Annotated in this window: 15 protein-coding genes and 1 other annotated feature; of the genes, 1 reads left to right on the top strand and 14 read right to left on the bottom strand. The window is 42.1% G+C overall.

Annotated features, from left to right (window positions below):
• Positions 1 to 2: 2 nt before the first annotated feature.
• The 7 genes from DWW60_RS01040 to DWW60_RS01010 form a co-directional block, all read right to left on the bottom strand.
• The gene (locus DWW60_RS01040) at positions 3 to 665 is read right to left on the bottom strand and encodes a DivIVA domain-containing protein (protein ID WP_055144408.1); all 663 of its coding nucleotides are present in this window, start codon (positions 663 to 665) and stop codon (positions 3 to 5) included.
• Positions 666 to 831: 166 nt separating this feature from the next.
• Entirely contained in the window at positions 832 to 1,278 is a 447-nt protein-coding gene (gene dtd / locus DWW60_RS01035) for a D-aminoacyl-tRNA deacylase (RefSeq protein ID WP_022216435.1), read from the bottom strand.
• Between the two features lie 76 nt (positions 1,279 to 1,354).
• Positions 1,355 to 1,861: an acetolactate synthase small subunit gene (ilvN, locus tag DWW60_RS01030; protein WP_022216434.1), complete on the bottom strand. Its 507-nt coding sequence runs from the start codon at positions 1,859 to 1,861 to the stop codon at positions 1,355 to 1,357.
• An 81-nt stretch (positions 1,862 to 1,942) separates the two neighbouring features.
• Positions 1,943 to 3,667 (bottom strand): biosynthetic-type acetolactate synthase large subunit, encoded by a 1,725-nt coding sequence (gene ilvB / locus DWW60_RS01025; protein ID WP_055222683.1) that lies wholly within the window; start codon positions 3,665 to 3,667, stop codon positions 1,943 to 1,945.
• Positions 3,668 to 3,768: 101 nt separating this feature from the next.
• Positions 3,769 to 4,057, bottom strand: a binding site (T-box leader).
• Positions 4,058 to 4,131: 74 nt separating this feature from the next.
• Complete coding sequence (locus tag DWW60_RS13610) at positions 4,132 to 5,442, bottom strand: GNAT family N-acetyltransferase (protein WP_243002892.1); 1,311 nt, start codon at positions 5,440 to 5,442, stop codon at positions 4,132 to 4,134.
• A gap of 109 nt (positions 5,443 to 5,551) precedes the next feature.
• Positions 5,552 to 5,932: an MATE family efflux transporter gene (locus DWW60_RS13605; protein WP_243002891.1), complete on the bottom strand. Its 381-nt coding sequence runs from the start codon at positions 5,930 to 5,932 to the stop codon at positions 5,552 to 5,554.
• Entirely contained in the window at positions 5,923 to 6,906 is a 984-nt protein-coding gene (locus tag DWW60_RS01010; RefSeq protein ID WP_243002890.1) for an MATE family efflux transporter, read from the bottom strand. Before DWW60_RS01010 ends, DWW60_RS13605 begins: the two co-directional genes overlap by 10 nt.
• 210 nt (positions 6,907 to 7,116) lie before the next feature.
• Between DWW60_RS01010 and asnB the strand changes: the two genes are divergently transcribed.
• A complete protein-coding gene (asnB, locus tag DWW60_RS01005; protein ID WP_117874211.1) occupies positions 7,117 to 8,973 on the top strand; it encodes an asparagine synthase (glutamine-hydrolyzing) in 1,857 nt (618 codons plus the stop codon).
• Positions 8,974 to 9,079: 106 nt separating this feature from the next.
• On the opposite strand, the gene DWW60_RS01000 is transcribed toward asnB, so the two are convergent.
• The 7 genes from DWW60_RS01000 to DWW60_RS00970 all read right to left on the bottom strand — a co-directional run bounded on the left by DWW60_RS01000 (position 9,080) and on the right by DWW60_RS00970 (position 18,516).
• A complete protein-coding gene (locus DWW60_RS01000) occupies positions 9,080 to 14,395 on the bottom strand; it encodes a leucine-rich repeat protein (RefSeq protein ID WP_117874210.1) in 5,316 nt (1,771 codons plus the stop codon).
• A gap of 42 nt (positions 14,396 to 14,437) precedes the next feature.
• Positions 14,438 to 15,091 carry a TetR/AcrR family transcriptional regulator gene (locus DWW60_RS00995; RefSeq protein WP_117874209.1) on the bottom strand — a complete coding sequence of 218 codons (654 nt, stop codon included), beginning with the start codon at positions 15,089 to 15,091 and terminating at the stop codon, positions 14,438 to 14,440.
• Between the two features lie 163 nt (positions 15,092 to 15,254).
• Positions 15,255 to 16,205 carry a HipA domain-containing protein gene (locus DWW60_RS00990; protein WP_117874208.1) on the bottom strand — a complete coding sequence of 317 codons (951 nt, stop codon included), beginning with the start codon at positions 16,203 to 16,205 and terminating at the stop codon, positions 15,255 to 15,257.
• Positions 16,202 to 16,537: a HipA N-terminal domain-containing protein gene (locus DWW60_RS00985; protein ID WP_022216427.1), complete on the bottom strand. Its 336-nt coding sequence runs from the start codon at positions 16,535 to 16,537 to the stop codon at positions 16,202 to 16,204. The genes DWW60_RS00990 and DWW60_RS00985 overlap by 4 nt, the downstream gene beginning before the upstream one ends.
• Entirely contained in the window at positions 16,537 to 16,737 is a 201-nt protein-coding gene (locus tag DWW60_RS00980; protein WP_015534972.1) for a type II toxin-antitoxin system Y4mF family antitoxin, read from the bottom strand. The genes DWW60_RS00985 and DWW60_RS00980 overlap by 1 nt, the downstream gene beginning before the upstream one ends.
• A 232-nt stretch (positions 16,738 to 16,969) precedes the next feature.
• The gene (locus DWW60_RS00975; protein ID WP_015534973.1) at positions 16,970 to 17,551 is read right to left on the bottom strand and encodes a dipicolinate synthase subunit B; all 582 of its coding nucleotides are present in this window, start codon (positions 17,549 to 17,551) and stop codon (positions 16,970 to 16,972) included.
• A 47-nt stretch (positions 17,552 to 17,598) separates the two neighbouring features.
• Positions 17,599 to 18,516 carry a dipicolinate synthase subunit DpsA gene (locus tag DWW60_RS00970; protein ID WP_055144393.1) on the bottom strand — a complete coding sequence of 306 codons (918 nt, stop codon included), beginning with the start codon at positions 18,514 to 18,516 and terminating at the stop codon, positions 17,599 to 17,601.
• Positions 18,517 to 18,569: the final 53 nt, after the last annotated feature.

Raw genomic sequence — 18,569 nt, 5'->3', positions numbered from 1 at the left:
CTTTATAAGAACTCGAAGTCTGCATCCTCATCGCCATCTCCGATAAGTACCTGATTACGCTTTACTCCTTCTTCTACTTCACCAACAATAAGTTCTTCCTCTTCTTCCTCCTGAGCAGCCTGAGCACTCTTACCTGTGAATGCTGCCGGCTTTGGCTCTGCCTCTGGAGCAGCCTTTGGTGTCATCTTGAGCTTCTGAGGTGCATCTCCGCCCTGCGACTTCATCTTAAGCTTTGTTATAGGATCCGCCTCAACTGCAGCTTCAACCTTATTTGCAGCCTCAGCAACCTTTGCACTTGATCCGCTCTTGAGTGTCTCCATCTCTTCCTTGAGCTTGGCAAGCTCAGCCTTTGCATTTGCGATAACCTCGTTAGCCTTCTTCTTAGCGTCGTTTATTATCTTGTTAGCCTCAGCATTTGCTGCGTTGGCTTCCTTCTTGGAACCAGGAGCAGCCTGCTCGAGCTGCTTCTCAAGCTCATAAATCTTTACGCTGTTCTCCATAAGGTTCTTCTTTGACACTTCGTTCTCTGACTCAAGAGCTGCATACTTTGTCTCAAGTTCTGCATAATCTTCTGCAACTGAGCGCAGGAAGCTGTTAACCTCATCCTTATTATATCCAAAAAGTCCTTTTTTAAAGGTTTTAGATTCAATCTGATCCTTTGTCATTGTATAGTTCTCCTTTTCAGTATTAGTTCTCTCTATAATATTATCCTTTGCATATAGAAACTCCACTTGTAATTATATTAACAAATATTCATTTTTTCAACAATATTGTTGGATTTTATAAAATTTTCCCAATATATTACAATTTTTTCGGCAAATCATGGATATATTACAATTCATTACTGTCAAGTAATATGGTAAATGGCCCATCATTGGACAGATCCACTTTCATATCTGCGCCAAATTCTCCATGTTCCACCACAGGAACAAACTCACGGCATCTTTCAATTATATACTCATACATCTCATTGGCCATATCGGGCGCTCCTGCACCAGTAAATGATGGTCTGTTGCCCTTCCGGCAATCTGCGCACAAGGTAAACTGTGAAACGATCAGGAGTTGGCCGTTTACACTGTTTATGTCAAGATTTGTCTTGCCATTTTCGTCGGCAAATATCCTCATCTTCACAAGCTTGTTTATCATCTTGTCAGCAATCTCTTTGGTATCCGAATCGTATACTCCGACAAAAACCAGAAAACCTTTCTGTATGCTGCCGATCACTTTGCCATCCACCTCTACTGATGCGTGATTTACACGCTGTATAACAAATTTCATTTTACGGATCCTTTCATAATCTTTTTACAGACTATTTTACCAGCAATATCATTTTGACAGCTATTTGCCGGTTGTACTATCTGTCCGACATGCTTATCGCTTCAACTGCAACGCTGCCACCTCTTACAACCTCTATCCTGTTAGGGAAGCTCTCCTTGAACAGCTTTATGGCATTGTCGTTCTTTGCATCCGTCTGGACACACTCAACAAGCACAGATTTCTTATTATAATCTGTTATCTTATAGCCAAATGCATTTGCAATTCGGAACACCTCGTCCTTATCTTCATTTGAGCAGCTATTGACCTTGACATATAAGATCTCGTTGTTGTGGATTGCAATATCTGTGTAGTCGACGACCTTGATAACCTCCACACTTCTATTGAGCTGTTTTTTCACCTGCTCAAATGTCCTGTCATCACTGGTGAAACCGATGGTCATTCTGGATATTGTCTCATCCTCGGTTACTCCAACGGTTATAGTATCTATATTGTATGATTTGCTTGAAAACAAACCTGAAATTCTTGCAAGTACACCTACCTCATTCTCTACGAACAGGCATATCCATCTCTTCTTTACGCTCATTCTATATACCCCTTTCATCTGGATAATATACAAATCTATATATGTACATTCTATTACTAATATAAAATCAATTTATCAATATCAGCAGTCAAGTATCATGTCATTCAGTGACTTTCCACCCGGAACCATAGGAAATACGTTGGCCGTAGGATCGATGAAGAATTCTATAACTGTAGGTCCGTTTGTATTTGCCCTGGCAGCCTCAAATGCCGGCCTGATTTCCTCAGGCTTTGTAACTCTGATGCCCTTTGCATCATAGCTCTCTGCCAGTTTTACAAAGTCAGGAGAATACTTTGGACAGCATTTATCCGGATTCTGACAGTCTCTGTTGCATCTTCTTCTATATCTGAGACATGTACTGCTGTATCTCTTATTGAAGAACAGCTCCTGCCACTGGCGTACATTGCCGAGATAGCCGTTGTTCAGTATACAGAGGGTAACAGGAAGCTCAAGCGCAACAGCTGTAGCCATCTCCTGAATGTTCATCTGGACTCCGCCGTCTCCGGATATACAGATAACATCTTTATCCATGTTGCCAAGCTTTGCGCCTATGGCAGCAGGAAATCCATAACCCATGGTTCCAAGACCTCCAGAAGTTAAGAGCTGTTTGTTCTCGTCTATATCAATGTACTGCGTTGTCCAGAGCTGATTCTGTCCAACATCAGTTGTAACGATGAGATTGCTGTACATATCGTTTATGGTTCTGATGATAGCCTCAGGGGTCACACCATCATATCTGTTCATGTTGATAGGATACTCAGCCTTGACATTCATAATGTCATCCACCCAGCCTTTGATATCAAGAGGTTCTGCATATTCAAGCATCTTGGATATGGCAACCTTGGCATCAGCAACGATAGGTATATCTACCTTTATATTTCTTGATATGGACGCTGCATCTATATCAACATGTATGATCTTGGCATTCTTGGCAAATGTATCTATAGTACCTGTTATTCGGTCGTTAAATCTACATCCGATGGAGAAAAGTACATCGCTCTCCATGATAGCTTTGTTGGATGCCAAGTTACCATGCATACCGATGTTACCTACATACAGTGGATGATCTGTAGGTATCGCACCTTTTCCCATGATGGTTGTGACTACAGGGATACCTGTCTTCTCCGCAAGCTGCTGCATCTCTTTTCTTGCATGGGCGATATTTACACCACCGCCACAAAGGAACACAGGCTTCTTTGCATTCTTAAGCTCCGCAAGGGCTCTCTTGATCTGTCCGACATGTACGCCCTCTGAAGGCTTGTAACCTCTGATATTTACCTCTGATGGATACTCGTCACTTCCCATGGCAAGCTGTATATCCTTAGGAATATCAACAACTACAGGACCCGGCTTTCCGGTTCTTGCTATGTAAAAAGCATTTTTAATGATCCTTGCAAGATCCTCTCTCTTTCTTACTGTGACTGCGTACTTGCATATGCTTCTTGTGATCCCTACTATGTCAACCTCCTGAAAAGCATCATTTCCAATAAGGTTCAACGGAACCTGTCCTGTAAAACATACCAGTGGCACACTGTCGTAGTTGGCTGTGGCAATTCCTGTTACAAGGTTTGTCGCACCCGGACCGCTTGTTACCAGACACACTCCAACTCTTCCTGTTGAACGTGCATATCCGTCCGCTGCATGAACAAGTGCCTGCTCGTGTCTTGGAAGTATCATATCAATACCTTCTGCATCATACAACGCATCAAACAGGTCTATCGCTGTTCCACCAGGGTATGCGAACAGAGTGTCTACTCCCTCTTCCTGCAACGCTTTTACAAACATCTTTGCTCCATTGATCTCCATATCTTATACCTCCTGTAAAGTTCATGATAATCTAAACTTACGCCTCGGGATGTATATATGCACCCCTTGCATAGAAAAAGCCCTAAGCGCAACTGTTTTACGCTTAGGGCGAATATGTTCATATCCGTGGTACCACCTAAATTCAGACAAATGTCTGCACTCATCAGATACTATAATAAATTATCACTGTAATCATTATTAATATCTTATTCCTGTAACGGGGAAAACCGTTGAAACCTACTCGACAACAGCCGACAAATATGTATGCTGCAATCTTTCAATCCACTGCTCGAAGGCTACCTTCCACACATTCCTGATGAAGACTCTCACCACCGTCTTCTCTCTGTTGATCGGGGGGATGCATGTACTCCTCCTCGTCATAGCATTTGACTATTTCCCGGTCGTTTTACGACCCTTAGATGTGATTATTTTATCATTAACATGAAGATGTGTCAACGATTCTTTTACTTGCCCGCCAGCAGTTCAAACCAGAACACATCATAACCTGCCGCAGCGGCAACTCTCTGGGAGGCTATATGGGACATGCCAGTTCCATAATATGGTATCCTGCCACTTCTGAGTATATCCATAGTGAGTTCAGATACCAGCGATGTACCCACATGCCTTCCCTCAGCATCTTGAACAACATTTATACCAATCTGCCAGAAGTCGTCACTGTCAGCGCTTGCGCCAGCCATACCAATAATCTCACCATCTGATACAGCAGCCACAGCCAGCACATCAGGAGTGTTATCATCAAAGCAAAATGCTTCATTCCATCTGTCATCTCCTTTGAATTGCAGGATCTCATCCCCCGTATACCTGACAAGGTTAAAATCTTCTTTAAACTTCGAATCAATCAGTTTATCTGTAGTATCTTTTCTCACTGCCTGTTCGCTCAGTTCCGTCGGAAGGTAAAATGGGTGGGCAGATTTCAATTTACATCCGTAGCTGGAAAGAATACTGTCAAGCTCACGAAATTTCTCTATATCCATGAACCATTTGCCAGATGCATTCTCATAGCGTTTTCTGCATTCATCTACAATCTCTCTACGACCGGTAAATAACAGCTTGCCATTTACCACAGCTATTTTGAGTGGGCACTTTTCCTGTCCTTTGAACCGTCTTTGTCCTTCTATCTGTCTGTATTCAGAAAATATATTGTCACTGGAATATATATCAGCCGCATCACAGCAGTAATCCCTGGCCAGCTGATCATACAGTGAATTCTTCATCTTTCCACACAGCCAATGTTTTCTCGTCATAATATTCGTATGTCCTATCCGGATTTCATTCAAAAGAGGCACATCCACTTCATCACAGGTATGATGAAACACAAATCCAAGCTTTTCCTGTACTATGCGGGACTTGGAATTGCCATCGTAGTAACCGCACCATATTGTTCTCATGCCCAGATCAAGAAATCCATGTTCTATGAGTCTCCTGGCCGCCTCCGGTGCGTATTCGTTGCCCCAGTGAGGCTTTCCTATCCAGTATCCGAGTTCACATTCGTCATCGCGGTCTGTCATATCTGTCCTTCCGTTTAACAGTAATTCAATGGCTCCGACAACCAGGCCGCTGTCCTTCAGACACACAGCATAACACTCCGGCCCATTAAATACATTCCGTATCACATCAAGGCTGTACTCCCTGCTCTCATGCACTGGCCAGCCAGCTATAGGTCCCACATCAGGGTCACTTGCATATTCAAATAATATATCTGCGTCACTCTCCTGCCAGTGACGTAATATTAACCTATTAGTTTCTAAAATCAAATCATATATCCCCTTTCATATAAGACTTTCTTTTTCTGATACGTCTATTCTAAATTATATATGCCACTGAATGTCGCACCCACTGTTTAGCTAATTCAGCCTTTTTACCTCAGTCTGTGCTTTCCCAGTTTTTCACTATCCTCAGATATTTGCCGAGATTGATAAAAGATCTAACGATCTCGTCCACTATGACTGCAAGAAAGACACCTGCTATTCCAAGCTTAAGGACAAACACGAACAAAAGTGCCACAGAAACCACCCACAACGTGCCAAACAACTGTGTTATGAGCATCCATATCGTGTTGCCACTGCCCCTGATCGCATTGCCAACAACTATGTTTGCTGATTTTGCGAAAAGATTGATGCTGATAAAGATCAGATATATCCCACACGATGCAATTATACTCTTGTCGTTGGTGAAAAGTGATATGATCTGCTGTGGAAACGCAAGACAGACACCGAGTGTGATGATTCCAACTACTATACACAAGCCATACGCACAGACACATACACCCTTGTATTTACCAGATCATTGTTTCCTTTTGCCTCACCGGTTAGTGTCATTGTACCGTTTCCTATCGCTCCAATGATGACAACCGCCAGAACTTCAACACTGAATATGATGGAATAAATTCCGGCAGCCATCTCATTTATGGCGTTGAGAATCCTTATAAGCAGCAGATTGCCAAGATTCCATGCAAAATCCTCAAGAGCTGTGTTCACTCCCAGCTTTGCCGACAAAAGATACGGCTTTATATGTGCCTTTACTACCCATTTCATAGATGGTTTAGTGTTAAGTTTCTTGCTTGATACCACGAATATCACTGCAAATATAAGTCCAGAGTACTCCGCTATTGTCGTCGCTATGGCTGCACCCTTTATCCCCATGGCTGGAAACCCAAATCTTCCAAATATCATAACCCAGTCAAGGAGTATATTTACACCAGATCTTAATATTCCATATACAACAAGTGGTTTGGTATAGTTTGATGTCTGGAGTATGACGCTGAATGCACCGCCCAGTCCTGTTATCAAAAATACGGGCGCATAATACCTGGAATAATCAAGACACATCGGCATCAGGCCATCTGACACACCCATGAGTCTGAATACAAATTCAGCGCAGAATGTCCAGAAGAAAAATAACAGTATCGGTATGATATTATTGTATTTCACCATGGCACCGGAGTATTCCTCTATGTGTTCGGTATCTCCTGCACCAACACCCTGACTTATCAGTATAGACGCTCCTGTCACGATGGAGAAACAGAACGACATGGTGGTCCACATCGGTGAAGTCACATTGCCAAGTGCGCTCATGTACATGCTGTTTACGTGTCCTAAAAATATTCTGTCTATAAGCATCTGAAGCTGCGATATAAGATTGCTCAGCATGATTGGAACCGCGATGTTTAAAAGTCCCGGAAGGTATTTTTTGTTAGTCTTTATTAAAGTGTTTTTCATTGCAGTATTTCTCTTTCTATTATCAATATTTTGTAGGTTCAAATGTCATGATGCTTATTGCCGATTTTGTGTTCATACTCACCGAAAACAAATATGATACATTATATCAATACTTAACATATCTTGCATCAAACTTATAGTATTATATAAAAGTTCTATAAAATCAACTCCCCAATATAATATATAGATACCACAAAAAGAGGTAAATATATGTGTTCCATCGCAGGATTCTATAACTCCAACAGGATTTTCAATACCGAACATGAACGATACTCATACATATTGAACGACATGAATAAGGCACTTGCTCACAGAGGTCCGGATGCACAAAATACAGTGCTGTCATCGCACTGTGGAATGGCACACACAAGACTTTCCATACGTGACGTAGCAAGAGGCGAACAGCCTATGAAAAAGGTCATCGGCGAAAATACTATATACATAGTGTACAACGGCGAGATCTACAACACAAAGGAACTGAAATCGGAGCTGCTCGCCCTTGGATATACATTTGATACAACTTCGGACACAGAGGTTATTCTCAACTGTTTTCTTCACTTCGGTCCCGATTTTGTTCACAGGCTGAACGGAATATTTGCATTTGCGATATATGACGAACATATCCAGACCATATATCTGTACAGGGATCACTTCGGTGTGAAGCCGCTGTACTACTCAGTAACTGATGACGGAACACTTGTCTTCGCCTCAGAGATCAAAGGCCTGCTCTACTATCCAGGTATAAGGCCTGTCATTGATGCACGGGGACTATGTGAGGTGTTCGGAATCGGGCCGTCCAAGACTCCAGGCTGTGGAGTATTTCAGAATATAGACGAAGTAAAGCCGGGACATTTCATGAAATTCTCATCCTACGGAATGACAGACTTCACATATTACCGCATAACCAGCAATCCTCACACTGACAGCTATGAAGACACTGTGGAAAAAGTCCGTTATCTTGTCAAGGACAGTATAGAGAGACAGATCGTATCGGATGTGCCTGTATGTACATTTCTCTCGGGGGGCATCGACTCATCAATCGTCAGCAGCGTATGCGCCGCAAAACTCAGGGAGCAAGGGAAAAAGCTGCACACTTTCTCATTTGATTTCAAAGATAATTCCAAATATTTCAAGTCAAATGCATTCCAGCCGGAGCAGGATCGACCATATGTAGATATGATGGTAGCCCACATAGGTTCAGACCACACATATCTCACCTGCAATTACAGTGATCTTGCAGACTATCTGTATACTTCCGTGGAATCAAGGGATATGCCGACGATGGCGGATGTGGATTCTTCCCTTCTCTACTTCTGCTCACTTGTGGCAAATGAATACAAAGTAGTATTGACCGGAGAATGCGCAGATGAGATATTCGGAGGCTACCCTTGGTTTTACAGGGATGAACTGCTGTCTGCAGACACATTTCCATGGATGAAGGATCTGTCGCCAAGGCTCTCAGTACTGTCGCCGGACATCAGAGATAGTCTTGATATACCGGGATATGTGTCATCACTATACAATTCTCTCCTGTCCGAGATCAATCTTCTTCCGGGGGAATCCGATACAGAAAAGCGGCGCAGGCAGATATCTTATCTGAATATCAGGATGTTCATGCAGACATTGCTTGACCGAATGGACAGAACCAGCATGGCAAGCGGTCTGGAAGCCAGAGTTCCATTTGCCGATCCGAGGATACTTGAATATGTATTCAACGTACCATGGGAATTCAAATATTCCGAAGGCTGTGAGAAAAAGCTTCTGAGAGAAGCCATGAAGGATTACGTACCGCACGAGATCATGTACAGAAAGAAAAGCCCATATCCAAAGTCATATGACCCTCATTATGAACAGGAGCTTGCAAAGAGGCTTCTCTGCGTGCTAAATGATCCGGAAAGTCCTCTTCTGCCTCTCATCGACAGAGAATATGTGAAAAACTTCATAAACGCGCCAAAGGATTACGGCAGGCCGTGGTTCGGTCAGCTCATGGCAGGACCTCAGATGATGGCATATCTTCTTCAGATTGATCACTGGCTGAGAAAATATGCTATTGTCCTTGACATATAAAAAGACTTCCAGACTTCTGTATACATGCGGCGTATCGAAAATGGCGAATACGCTGCATGTACAAGAGTTCTGAAAGTCTTGTTTTTACAGGCAATTTATATATTTGTTATTTATAGATTGCTTTCGCAGAAGGACTGCCCTTCTTTATCAGTTTCTTGTATGCTGTGGCCTTATTCCTAGGTACTGCAAATGTAATTTTGCTGTATGTTCCACTGAAGGCTTTTGCGCCAACGCTCTTGAGCTTAGCTGACTTTATCGTCATCTTCTTAAGGTTTTTGCATGATAAAAATGCGTTTGACCCTATGCTTGTCACATTGTTACCTATAGTGGCATTCTTTAGAGCCGTATACCTGCTGAATGCATTTGCGCTTACAGATGTTATCTTAAACCTTACATCTCCTATAATGACAGTATCTGCGATGGTCAGTGATGCAAATTTCTTATCTGACCTTGAGTACGTTGTACCGGCAATTGCAACTGTTCCGGTGCCGTCTGTCTTTGCTCCGGTTATTGTGTACCTTAACTTTCCAACTGTATATGTCTTTCCCTTGGCAGCCTTTACTATGGTAAATGTCTTTGTTATCTTTCCTGAATATGCATTCTTACCACATATGGTCACGCTTGCCTTGCCAACCGCTTTGTTCTTGCTGTAGGTGACAGTGTAATCCTTGTTCAGTCTGAGCGTCTTTGTGCCAGCCTTGACAACAAGCGATCTCTGGGTGTGCGCTCTTCCATTGTAGATCTTGTTCTCTATTCCGGAAACCGTGATCTTGCTTGTCTTTTTGCTTATATCAGTTGTTGCAAGTTTGGCAATACTTGCTGTTTTCGCAGCCTTGCACACGGTACATGTGTATGTCCTCACACCGGCTGCTGTGTATGTAGGTTTCTTTGTTACCCTGCCGGAATTCCACTTATGTCCAAGTTCCTTTACACACACACCTGTGCTCATGACATCGCCGCAGACTGAGCACTCTGTATGTCCTGTTCCTGCCTTTGTGCAGGTTGGAGCCTTCTCTCCTTTTAGTGTATACTTTACAGTCTTACCATCTGAACATGGTGCTCTGTATATGGTTACCTTTAGCTCTGTGCTGTCATAGTTTTCCTTGTCATCGCCAGCGTATACAGCTGTTGCCACCACTGATCCGCCTGCCTTTATCGCAGTGGCTGTGTCAGCAGCAAGCCATACCCAGTCTCCCGGAAGTGCGATACTTCCAACGGTCTTATGTGTATTATCTACACTTAACAGCAGATTCGGCATTGCAGCCTTGCTCACATTTACCGTGATCTCAATTTCTGCTGTGTTGTAATTCACACTGTCAGCCGGCGTAAACACAACGGTGTACAGCGTCTTGTCACTGTCAGATACAAACGGCTTTAGAGAATCATCCTTCCATGCAAATGTTCCAAATATCTCAACCTTGTTAATACCGTCAAAATATGCTGTTCCTCCGTATAAAACAGACTTTGCAAGGCTGTCGCCATATGTTATTGCACTTGCTGTCGGCAGATCAGCTATGTTTACATTGGCCTTTAAGACATTTACCTGAATAGTTCCCCTGATCGAATTGTAGTGTTTCTGGTCATCCGGGGTAAATACTACATCATAGTCTGTTACATCAACCACAGGAACTGTGGAATCGTCAGCCCAGCTCCATGTTCCGGTTATGTTTTCTCCTGAAACTCCGATTACGGCTCCGCCCGAAATGCTTGCTTCATTTAAGGTTTTGTGTGGATCGTAACTTATCGGATCTGCCACCGGAAGTTCACTTATAACCGGATCAGCTTTAACTATATCGAATTCAGCCTTGCAGTTTATATCGTAATTTCCGCCCGTGGCATCCGTGATGGTTATCGTCGCTGTTCCAACTTCTGTGTTATCACTGTAAGATACTTCATATTCGCTTGAAGGAATGACTGTCTCACCGTCCATAAGAGCAAACTCAGGCTCTACCTTCTGTCCTGTGTATGTGTACTCAGGCTTAAGTCCGTCAAATGTTGGACTGCTGATCTTCTTTGGCTCAATGGTAAATGTCACGTTCTTTGTTCCTGAGTAAGCACCGATTCCTGTTACAATCGCAGTCGCTGTGCCAGCGTTGATATTGTCGGAATACGTTACATTATAATCTGAGCCTTCTTTTAGCTGTACAGAAAACATATTGTCCCAATTATAATATACCTTTACAGATGGTTTTAACTCACTTCCGGAGTAGATGATGTTTTTATTTTCATCTAACTCTGCATATACTTTATCGTTCAGCAATGCTCCAATTCTAAGCTTATTATCTTCTATACTTGTTGACAGATCAATTATAGAATCATCTGATGATGCGTTGAACCAATCTGACTTTAACGCAATGCCATCACCTGCTACAGCATATGCAGCACCTTGTTGTACACCTATTCCATCCAGAACAATCGGAATAACATTATGAGGCTCTGCATTTATAATTATTTTTTCTCCGTATATTCCATACAAATATATTCCGTCATTGATTTTTATATCACTGTTGTTAAAGTATAATTTTATTGTTTCATCAGCTAGAATTATCTTGTTTATATCTCCACCATTTAGTATCAATTGACCCATAGTATGTATCGTTCCCGAAATTTTTACATTACCAATTGTTACTGTTGAATCTTTTTTTATATCTAAATGACCTTTTACGTCTCCTCCCGTCTTAGAATCAATTATCGTTATTTTTCCGTTTTTTACATCAATATCATCTGTCTTATGTCCATTTATGTCTATAGTAAAATCAGAATCGGGATTGTTTATATCAAGAGCTGTATTTGTATCTTCCATAACGGTGACAACACTGTCCGGCATGTTTTCGGCATAACCTATTGCTTCTGGCAGTGAAACACAGGATATAGTCTCATCACCTTTTGTGACTGTCGCTGCAAGTTTCTCACCGCAGTATCTGCATATGCCATCCTCGAAGTTATGTTTGCCAAATACATCCTTTTTCTCATTGCTGTATGACACCGAGGCAATTTCAGATGAATCGTTACAGCCCATATAAGTTATGCTCTTATATACCTTCGGACCATGTAATACAGGATAGGTGTCTGTTCCGATGGTCTGTCCCCAAATTTCTTCTGACTGACCGTTCTGCTGGAGATATGTAACTTCACCTGTTTTGAATTGCTCTGTCGTTTTACCTTCAACCTTTTCAGTGGTTCCGTCATTCGCGCCTATCGCATTTCCAGTATAAATAGTGCTGTCGTAATAACAGTTTGTAATGCTTGCATTGGATTCATTACGTCCGATCACACCTCCTACATTAACCCCTGTACCACTGACACTACCGGTATTATAACAGTTTGTGATAATTCCTTTATTCCATCCGTTCACGCCTCCTACATATCCACTACCACCAACACTACCGACATTATAGCAGTTTGTGATAGTTCCTCCGTCATTATATCCGCTCACGCCTCCTACATAACGTTCTGTACCACTGACGCTACCGGCATTATAACTATTTGTGATGGTTCCTCCGTCATTATATCCGTTCACACCTCCCACATTACCTTCGCTACCACTGACGCTACCGATATTATAGCAGTCTGTGATGCTTCCGGTATAATTAATTCCGCTCACGCCTCCTACATATTCTAAGCCACTGACGCTGCCGGCATTATAACTGTTTATGATAGTTCCTTTACTATTATATCCGCTCACGCCTCCTACAAAACCGCTACTACCACTGACGTTTCCGGTATTATAACAGTTTGTGATGCTTCCGGTATAATTATATCCACTCACGCCTCCTGCTGTTCCTATACCACTAACGCTGCCGGTATTATAACAGTTTGAGATAGTTCCGGTATAATTATTTCCACACATGCCTCCTACCTTGCTGGTACCATAGAAATAAGAATCCAAAATACCTGCATTGGCAATCTTACCATTGTTACGACCGAACAATCCTACATCATAACTATTCTCTTGATTGAAATACAATCCACTGATTGTGTGGTTTTGTCCATCAAATATACCAGTGTATGGACTTGCGCTAGTTGCAATCGGTGTCCATTCCTTAAATGTTCCCTCATTCAAGGTTCCATCCGACTTCAGAACATTTGCATTCACAACAATATCCGCTGTCAGGACTGCATTGGCTGATTTATTCTGCGCTACGCCTGAAAGTGTGCCATTTACAAGTCCGGCAAACCAGTAGAGCTGACCTGCATTACTGATCTCGTAAACCGCATCCTTTGTCCCGTCCTCATTAATATCATACTTGTCCGTAGTGAGCACCGCCGGCTGATATGCGTCGCAATCTGTACAAAATCCCTGCGAATTATAATTGTGTGCTTCCGTCTCTTTAGTCACATATCCGATCGGACAGTCTTTGCATGCTACTCCTTTTGTATGTTCTTTGTCATCTTGCCAAATGTATGTAATATCACCGTTTGTATTATGTTTGTGTTCAGCTCCATCTACCAGAATTGTGGCTCCATCTTCAACAATAAGCTTGTCCAGATTGGCGATGCTTGCACTACTCTCAAATTCTATGCTTTCTCCACTTGCAATCGTTAAATCTTCTTTTAAAGCGGCTTTACCATATACATATGTTTTCGTTACATCATCACCGGTCTCAATGTCGTTCCATTGCTTTGTGATGACAGAGTTGCTGAAGTCACAATCACTTAATACAGGTTCTTGACAGGCTAAAGCACGGCTAACCACGATCTGGCTTCCTGATACATTAATTTGTTGATTTGATCTAATTACCTCACCTTCGTATCGTTCTGTTGTTGCTTTCGCTTCAACATAACTGTCTACTATATTAATTTTATCACCACTAATTACGTTTGAATGATCCTCCTCATTTGCTACCACATGGCTATTTTCAATCGTTAAGCTGCCGCTACATTCAATTTGGGAAGTCTCCAGCGTTGCTCCTATAATTTTTATATTATTATTATTATTTGAGCCTAAGTCATCTGCACTGATTTTTCCACAACTTAGACTTTCATTCTGATTGTTACCATTTATTTCTAATGTAGGCACAATTCCGCTTTCTGTTAAAATACTTTGAATCACCATATCTGATCTCATAGTATTTGTTCCGGATAACATAATCGAAAGATCACCGTTCTGAATCGTAATGTTTCCAGAAATAGACGCATTTTCCAGTACAAGCTGATTCCTCGTGATGTCATAGTACCAATTGGTTCCCTGATATATCGTGTCATCATTACCAGAAACTCCATCATCTTGAAATTCCCCATTATCAATAAGACGTGTTGAGCCCATCAATAAATATTCGGGTATTTTTTCCGTTGTAGTCTCCTCTGCCTTAGCATTCGTCACTCCCCAGCCGCTTACACCCATCACCGGCGCAGGCGACGTAACCACCGCTGTAGCAAGTGCAAATATAATTCCCTTCTTAAATACTAATCCCTTTCTCATTCCATACCTCCATTTCCATAACAGTCTCTCCTGTGAATTCTGTTACTTTATCCCTTTTGTTGCGTAATCAAGTATCATTTCCTTGATCATTATAAGCTCGTCCGTGTAGTCCTTGTTGTCGTCCGATCCCCATATGAAGCCCTCCGCATAATGAGCGCAGGCCGTCATCATGGAGTGGACGGTGACACGCATGAATTCTGCTTCCGGTATGTCTGTCCGGATAGTTTTGTCCACCCTCGCTTTCTCGTACATCATGTGAAGTCTTGTATCCACCGAATACAGTGAACTGTGAAAATCTACAAGCTGATCATTGTTCTTGCCCTCATGGGTTACATAGTAGTTGAAGTTATCGTTGTACTTCAGCAACGCCTTGTGGTTCTGATACATGTCTATGTAACTGTCCATGGTAAATCTCAGTCTGTCTATGGCTGGTATGTCATGTACAGACGATATAGGTCTTCTCGCGTCCAGGCCATCCAGATATCTCTTCCACTGATCAGCACATACCGCTATGACCAGCTCAAGCTTACTTGGATAGTACCTGAACAATGTAGCCCTTCCCACGTCGGCAGCCCTTGCGATATCTCCCATACTCACCGCCTCTATCTTCTTGTCTACGAACAGTTCAAATGCAACGTCAAGGATCTTTCTATTGCGCTCGTCCATTTCCTCTTTCAATTTATCTGGATCTCTCATATATTACTTTACACTCCAAAGTTATATTGTGATACTCCCTGTCTCACAATAAATATTCTACAGGACTATCTTATGTCAGTCAACAAAAATCCCAGAAGTCACATTTCGAATCACATTTCGATAGTAAGTAACTACTGGGATTTCGTATTATATTAAATTTTTATCAATCTGCCAAAATCAGCATTCTTTCCTCAATCAAATGATCGAAGTCTGATTTCATTTTTTCAGGTATATAAGATTCGTCACACATCTTTTTCATTTTATCCTTATTTTTAACTACCAAACTTATCATCTTCTCCGCTGATATCCGACTTAAACCACATACATCAGCAAATATAAGGAAATCTTTTCTTCTCACATTTCTCTTTTTCCCATTCATCGGTATCGCCAATTGCTCTGTATCCTCAGGCATGATAACATTTACCGGCAGCAGATCATAGGCTGGTGAGAGAACATAATCTCCGCTTCCCACCTCTGTTTCAATAAGCGAAAAATTCTTCAAATGCATATCGGAATTGCCAGTCACGAAAGAAAATACAATTCTCATATAGAATTCTGCCATATCCAGACCTACACGACTTGAATATTTTTCTATGATCTTTGCACATCGCTCGTATGAACCTTTATATTTGTCCTGTGTAAGACGATAGTCCAACTGACAGAAATCTTCCATTGCAAGCATTTCAACAGTTGTTTTCTCGAATATCCTATCCACTCTTTTAGTAATATATGCCATCTGCCCATTTCCTTTGATCAATGCATGCGGCACCGTTGAAATTCCTATCATATCAGCCATAGACATCACAAGCTGCTCCGCTTCAGGCATCGCTTTAAATTGATCAACCTGAGGTTTAAGTATATATCCTGTTGGGTAGTTTACCAATGTAAGTCTTGGATTACCTGGTTCAGAAAGCAGGTGTAACGACAGTTTCTTCTGTACACCCGGAACCGTATACCCCTTGTTTATACTTTCCTCTGCAAGAACTTTTAGTTTCTGATCATCTATATCTATGTCTGGCAGCTTAGTCGTCATAAAAAATCTCTTCACACAAGCTTTATGCCAGCCTGTTCCGTCGTCATTTTTCAAAGTTTTTCCACAGCACAAACAATTCATATGCGATCCTCCCTGACACTTACATTGCCTATCGCATCGCGGCATGCAACAAGCAGCAATCCAAACCTGTCCCTTACATCTATTTTCCAATTTCTACTGACCACATCAAGCAGCCAGCCCTCGGGGATGAGTCCATCAAAAAAAGAAAATAAAGTCTTGGATCGATACATGTCCTTCGACAATGGCATGGTAAGTGATACAGCACTGGCATTTTCTCTATCAAGATATTCTTCATCGTAAGAAAATGTATATCCCTCGTCGGTCTCACATAAAATTCCCGCAAATTCATTTCTTATATATACATAAGCCGTTCTAAAAGTATTATCCACCATCAATCATCCTTTCTCCCTGGAACCGCCTCCATGCCGAACATTGCAAGAGCTTCATTGACCTTGTCCATACGCACAGTTTCTTTCCCCTGTTCAAGTTCGCGGACAAATCTGAGTCCGAGGCCTGATCTTATTGCGAATTCTTCCTGTGTAAGACCCGCTTCTTTTCTGTTAGTCTTTATAAATTCAGCTATCTTATTCATCGTTATTACCTCTTACATGTGATTCCTCCTACACGTGATTCCTCTTACACGTGATTCTTCTTATACGCTATTCTCCTTATATATTACACCCGATAAGGTATAATTTCAATCGAATATAATATTTTTTATACCATAACGGGTATAAAAAATATTATATAAAACAAAACTACACCCGATAGGGTATAATAGCCACAATAAGCAACAAACTTATACCCTATCGGGTGCAGTAAAACTACTTTATGAGAACAGGCTGTATCTGTCTTCCCTCAAGAGCCTCTTCTATGGTGGCTGGGATGAGATCAAGTCTGCTTATGAGTGAATTGGGTTTCTTCACACAGTTATCCTGTTCAAATGGAACAAAATAAATATTTTTCATATTCATGAGCTGACCGATGTTCTTGAAGTTCATGCCCATGGCATCATTTGTCGAAACCGATATGATGAGCGGCTTGTTGTTCCTCAGATGTGCCTTCGCAGCCATGAGAACCGATGTGTCTGTTATTCCATTTGTCAGCTTGGCGATGGTGTTTCCGGTACAAGGTGCTATGACCAGCGCATCAAGATAGGCCTTGGGACCTATAGGCTCAGCCTCCTGTATAGTGTAAATACCCTTTCGCCCTGCTATCGTCTCAACGTCATTTACGAATTTGTCAGCTTTTCCAAATCTTGTGTCGTACTCTGCGGAGTGAGGCGAGAATATCGGATACACATTTATTCCCATCTCAACCATTTTCTTTATTTCTATCTTAATCTTATCAAAGGTACAAAATGAACCGGTTATAGCCATACCTACATTGCACTTTGATAAATCCATGTTATATACACTCCTATTTATTAAGCGTCAGTTCATACAAATCCATTTCAGCGGTGAGCCGACACTGCCTCTATCACTGCATCGGCAAGAATCATCCCCGAGGTCTTTGGAGACAGCTTACCCGGGATTCCCAGGCTGTGTTTATAAGGAATATCATGTTCCTTGCAATAATCAAAATCCACCCCTCCCGGCATAGATGCTATATCTATTACAACCGCATGTCTGCTGAGCAGAGACAGGATATCTTCACATACAACTCTCGCAGGTACTGTATTGAAGCAAAAATCCACTTCTGACAGTATATGCTTATATATCGGAATATCCTCAAATGACATAACCTTGTAGCCTATGAGCGCCGCATCACTCCTCTGCTTTGGACGTCTTGCCATAACTATTACATCTGCTCCCCAGGATGCAAGCCTTTCGGCAAGAACCCTGGCACATTTGCCAAATCCCGTCACCAGACATACGCTTCCGTCTATATTAATATCAGACAGCTCCTCCGCATCGCAGACTGCCCCCTCCGCGGTTGCAACTGCATTTCTCTCGGCCACAACATCATCTGCAAGAAAATCAAATACATAAGGACTATTTTCGTTTGTATCAGACATATATTTGCCTATCCCGCCTCCAAACACAATGTCAAATTCCTTGCTGCATTCCAGAATGCTGTTCACGGTGAGAAGGGTTCTGCCGTTGACAAATTCACCATCCCTCGTAACAGGCACAGGAAGAATGATAGCTTTCAGCATTTCTACAGATGGAGACGCACATTCGCCCTCTATCAGTCTGCGAAAGCCCACTCCTGAAGCCCCCGAAATAATGGTGACCGGCGAATGTCTCAGCAGATCGGCATCATATGGATCGAAATGAAACACATTACTGCCTTTCTCCGCCAGACTGAGAGACATATAGCAGCTTCTCCTGTCACCGCCTACCACGTAGTATACACAATCCATATCCATACCTCAGTGCACCGCCCTTATATTATTGATAATTTAGGATATGCCTGTGCCAG

The sequence above is a fragment of the Coprococcus sp. AF16-22 genome, from assembly GCF_003461545.1.
Lineage (GTDB): Bacteria > Bacillota > Clostridia > Lachnospirales > Lachnospiraceae > Coprococcus > Coprococcus aceti.
The sequence above is the reverse complement of the archived record's forward strand: the minus strand, read 5'-3'. Positions and strand labels throughout refer to the sequence as shown.

Bases quoted from the DNA above. Each gene is read 5' to 3' on its own strand.
- DWW60_RS01040 (WP_055144408.1), bottom strand. From the start codon at position 665: ATGACAAAGGATCAGATTGAATCTAAAACCTTTAAAAAAGGACTTTTT.
- dtd (WP_022216435.1), bottom strand. From the start codon at position 1,278: ATGAAATTTGTTATACAGCGTGTAAATCACGCATCAGTAGAGGTGGAT.
- ilvN (WP_022216434.1), bottom strand. From the start codon at position 1,861: ATGAGCGTAAAGAAGAGATGGATATGCCTGTTCGTAGAGAATGAGGTA.
- ilvB (WP_055222683.1), bottom strand. From the start codon at position 3,667: ATGGAGATCAATGGAGCAAAGATGTTTGTAAAAGCGTTGCAGGAAGAG.
- DWW60_RS01010 (WP_243002890.1), bottom strand. From the start codon at position 6,906: ATGAAAAACACTTTAATAAAGACTAACAAAAAATACCTTCCGGGACTT.
- asnB (WP_117874211.1), top strand. From the start codon at position 7,117: ATGTGTTCCATCGCAGGATTCTATAACTCCAACAGGATTTTCAATACC.
- DWW60_RS01000 (WP_117874210.1), bottom strand. From the start codon at position 14,395: ATGAGAAAGGGATTAGTATTTAAGAAGGGAATTATATTTGCACTTGCT.
- DWW60_RS00995 (WP_117874209.1), bottom strand. From the start codon at position 15,091: ATGAGAGATCCAGATAAATTGAAAGAGGAAATGGACGAGCGCAATAGA.
- DWW60_RS00990 (WP_117874208.1), bottom strand. From the start codon at position 16,205: ATGAATTGTTTGTGCTGTGGAAAAACTTTGAAAAATGACGACGGAACA.
- DWW60_RS00985 (WP_022216427.1), bottom strand. From the start codon at position 16,537: ATGGTGGATAATACTTTTAGAACGGCTTATGTATATATAAGAAATGAA.
- DWW60_RS00980 (WP_015534972.1), bottom strand. From the start codon at position 16,737: ATGAATAAGATAGCTGAATTTATAAAGACTAACAGAAAAGAAGCGGGT.
- DWW60_RS00975 (WP_015534973.1), bottom strand. From the start codon at position 17,551: ATGGATTTATCAAAGTGCAATGTAGGTATGGCTATAACCGGTTCATTT.
- DWW60_RS00970 (WP_055144393.1), bottom strand. From the start codon at position 18,516: ATGGATATGGATTGTGTATACTACGTGGTAGGCGGTGACAGGAGAAGC.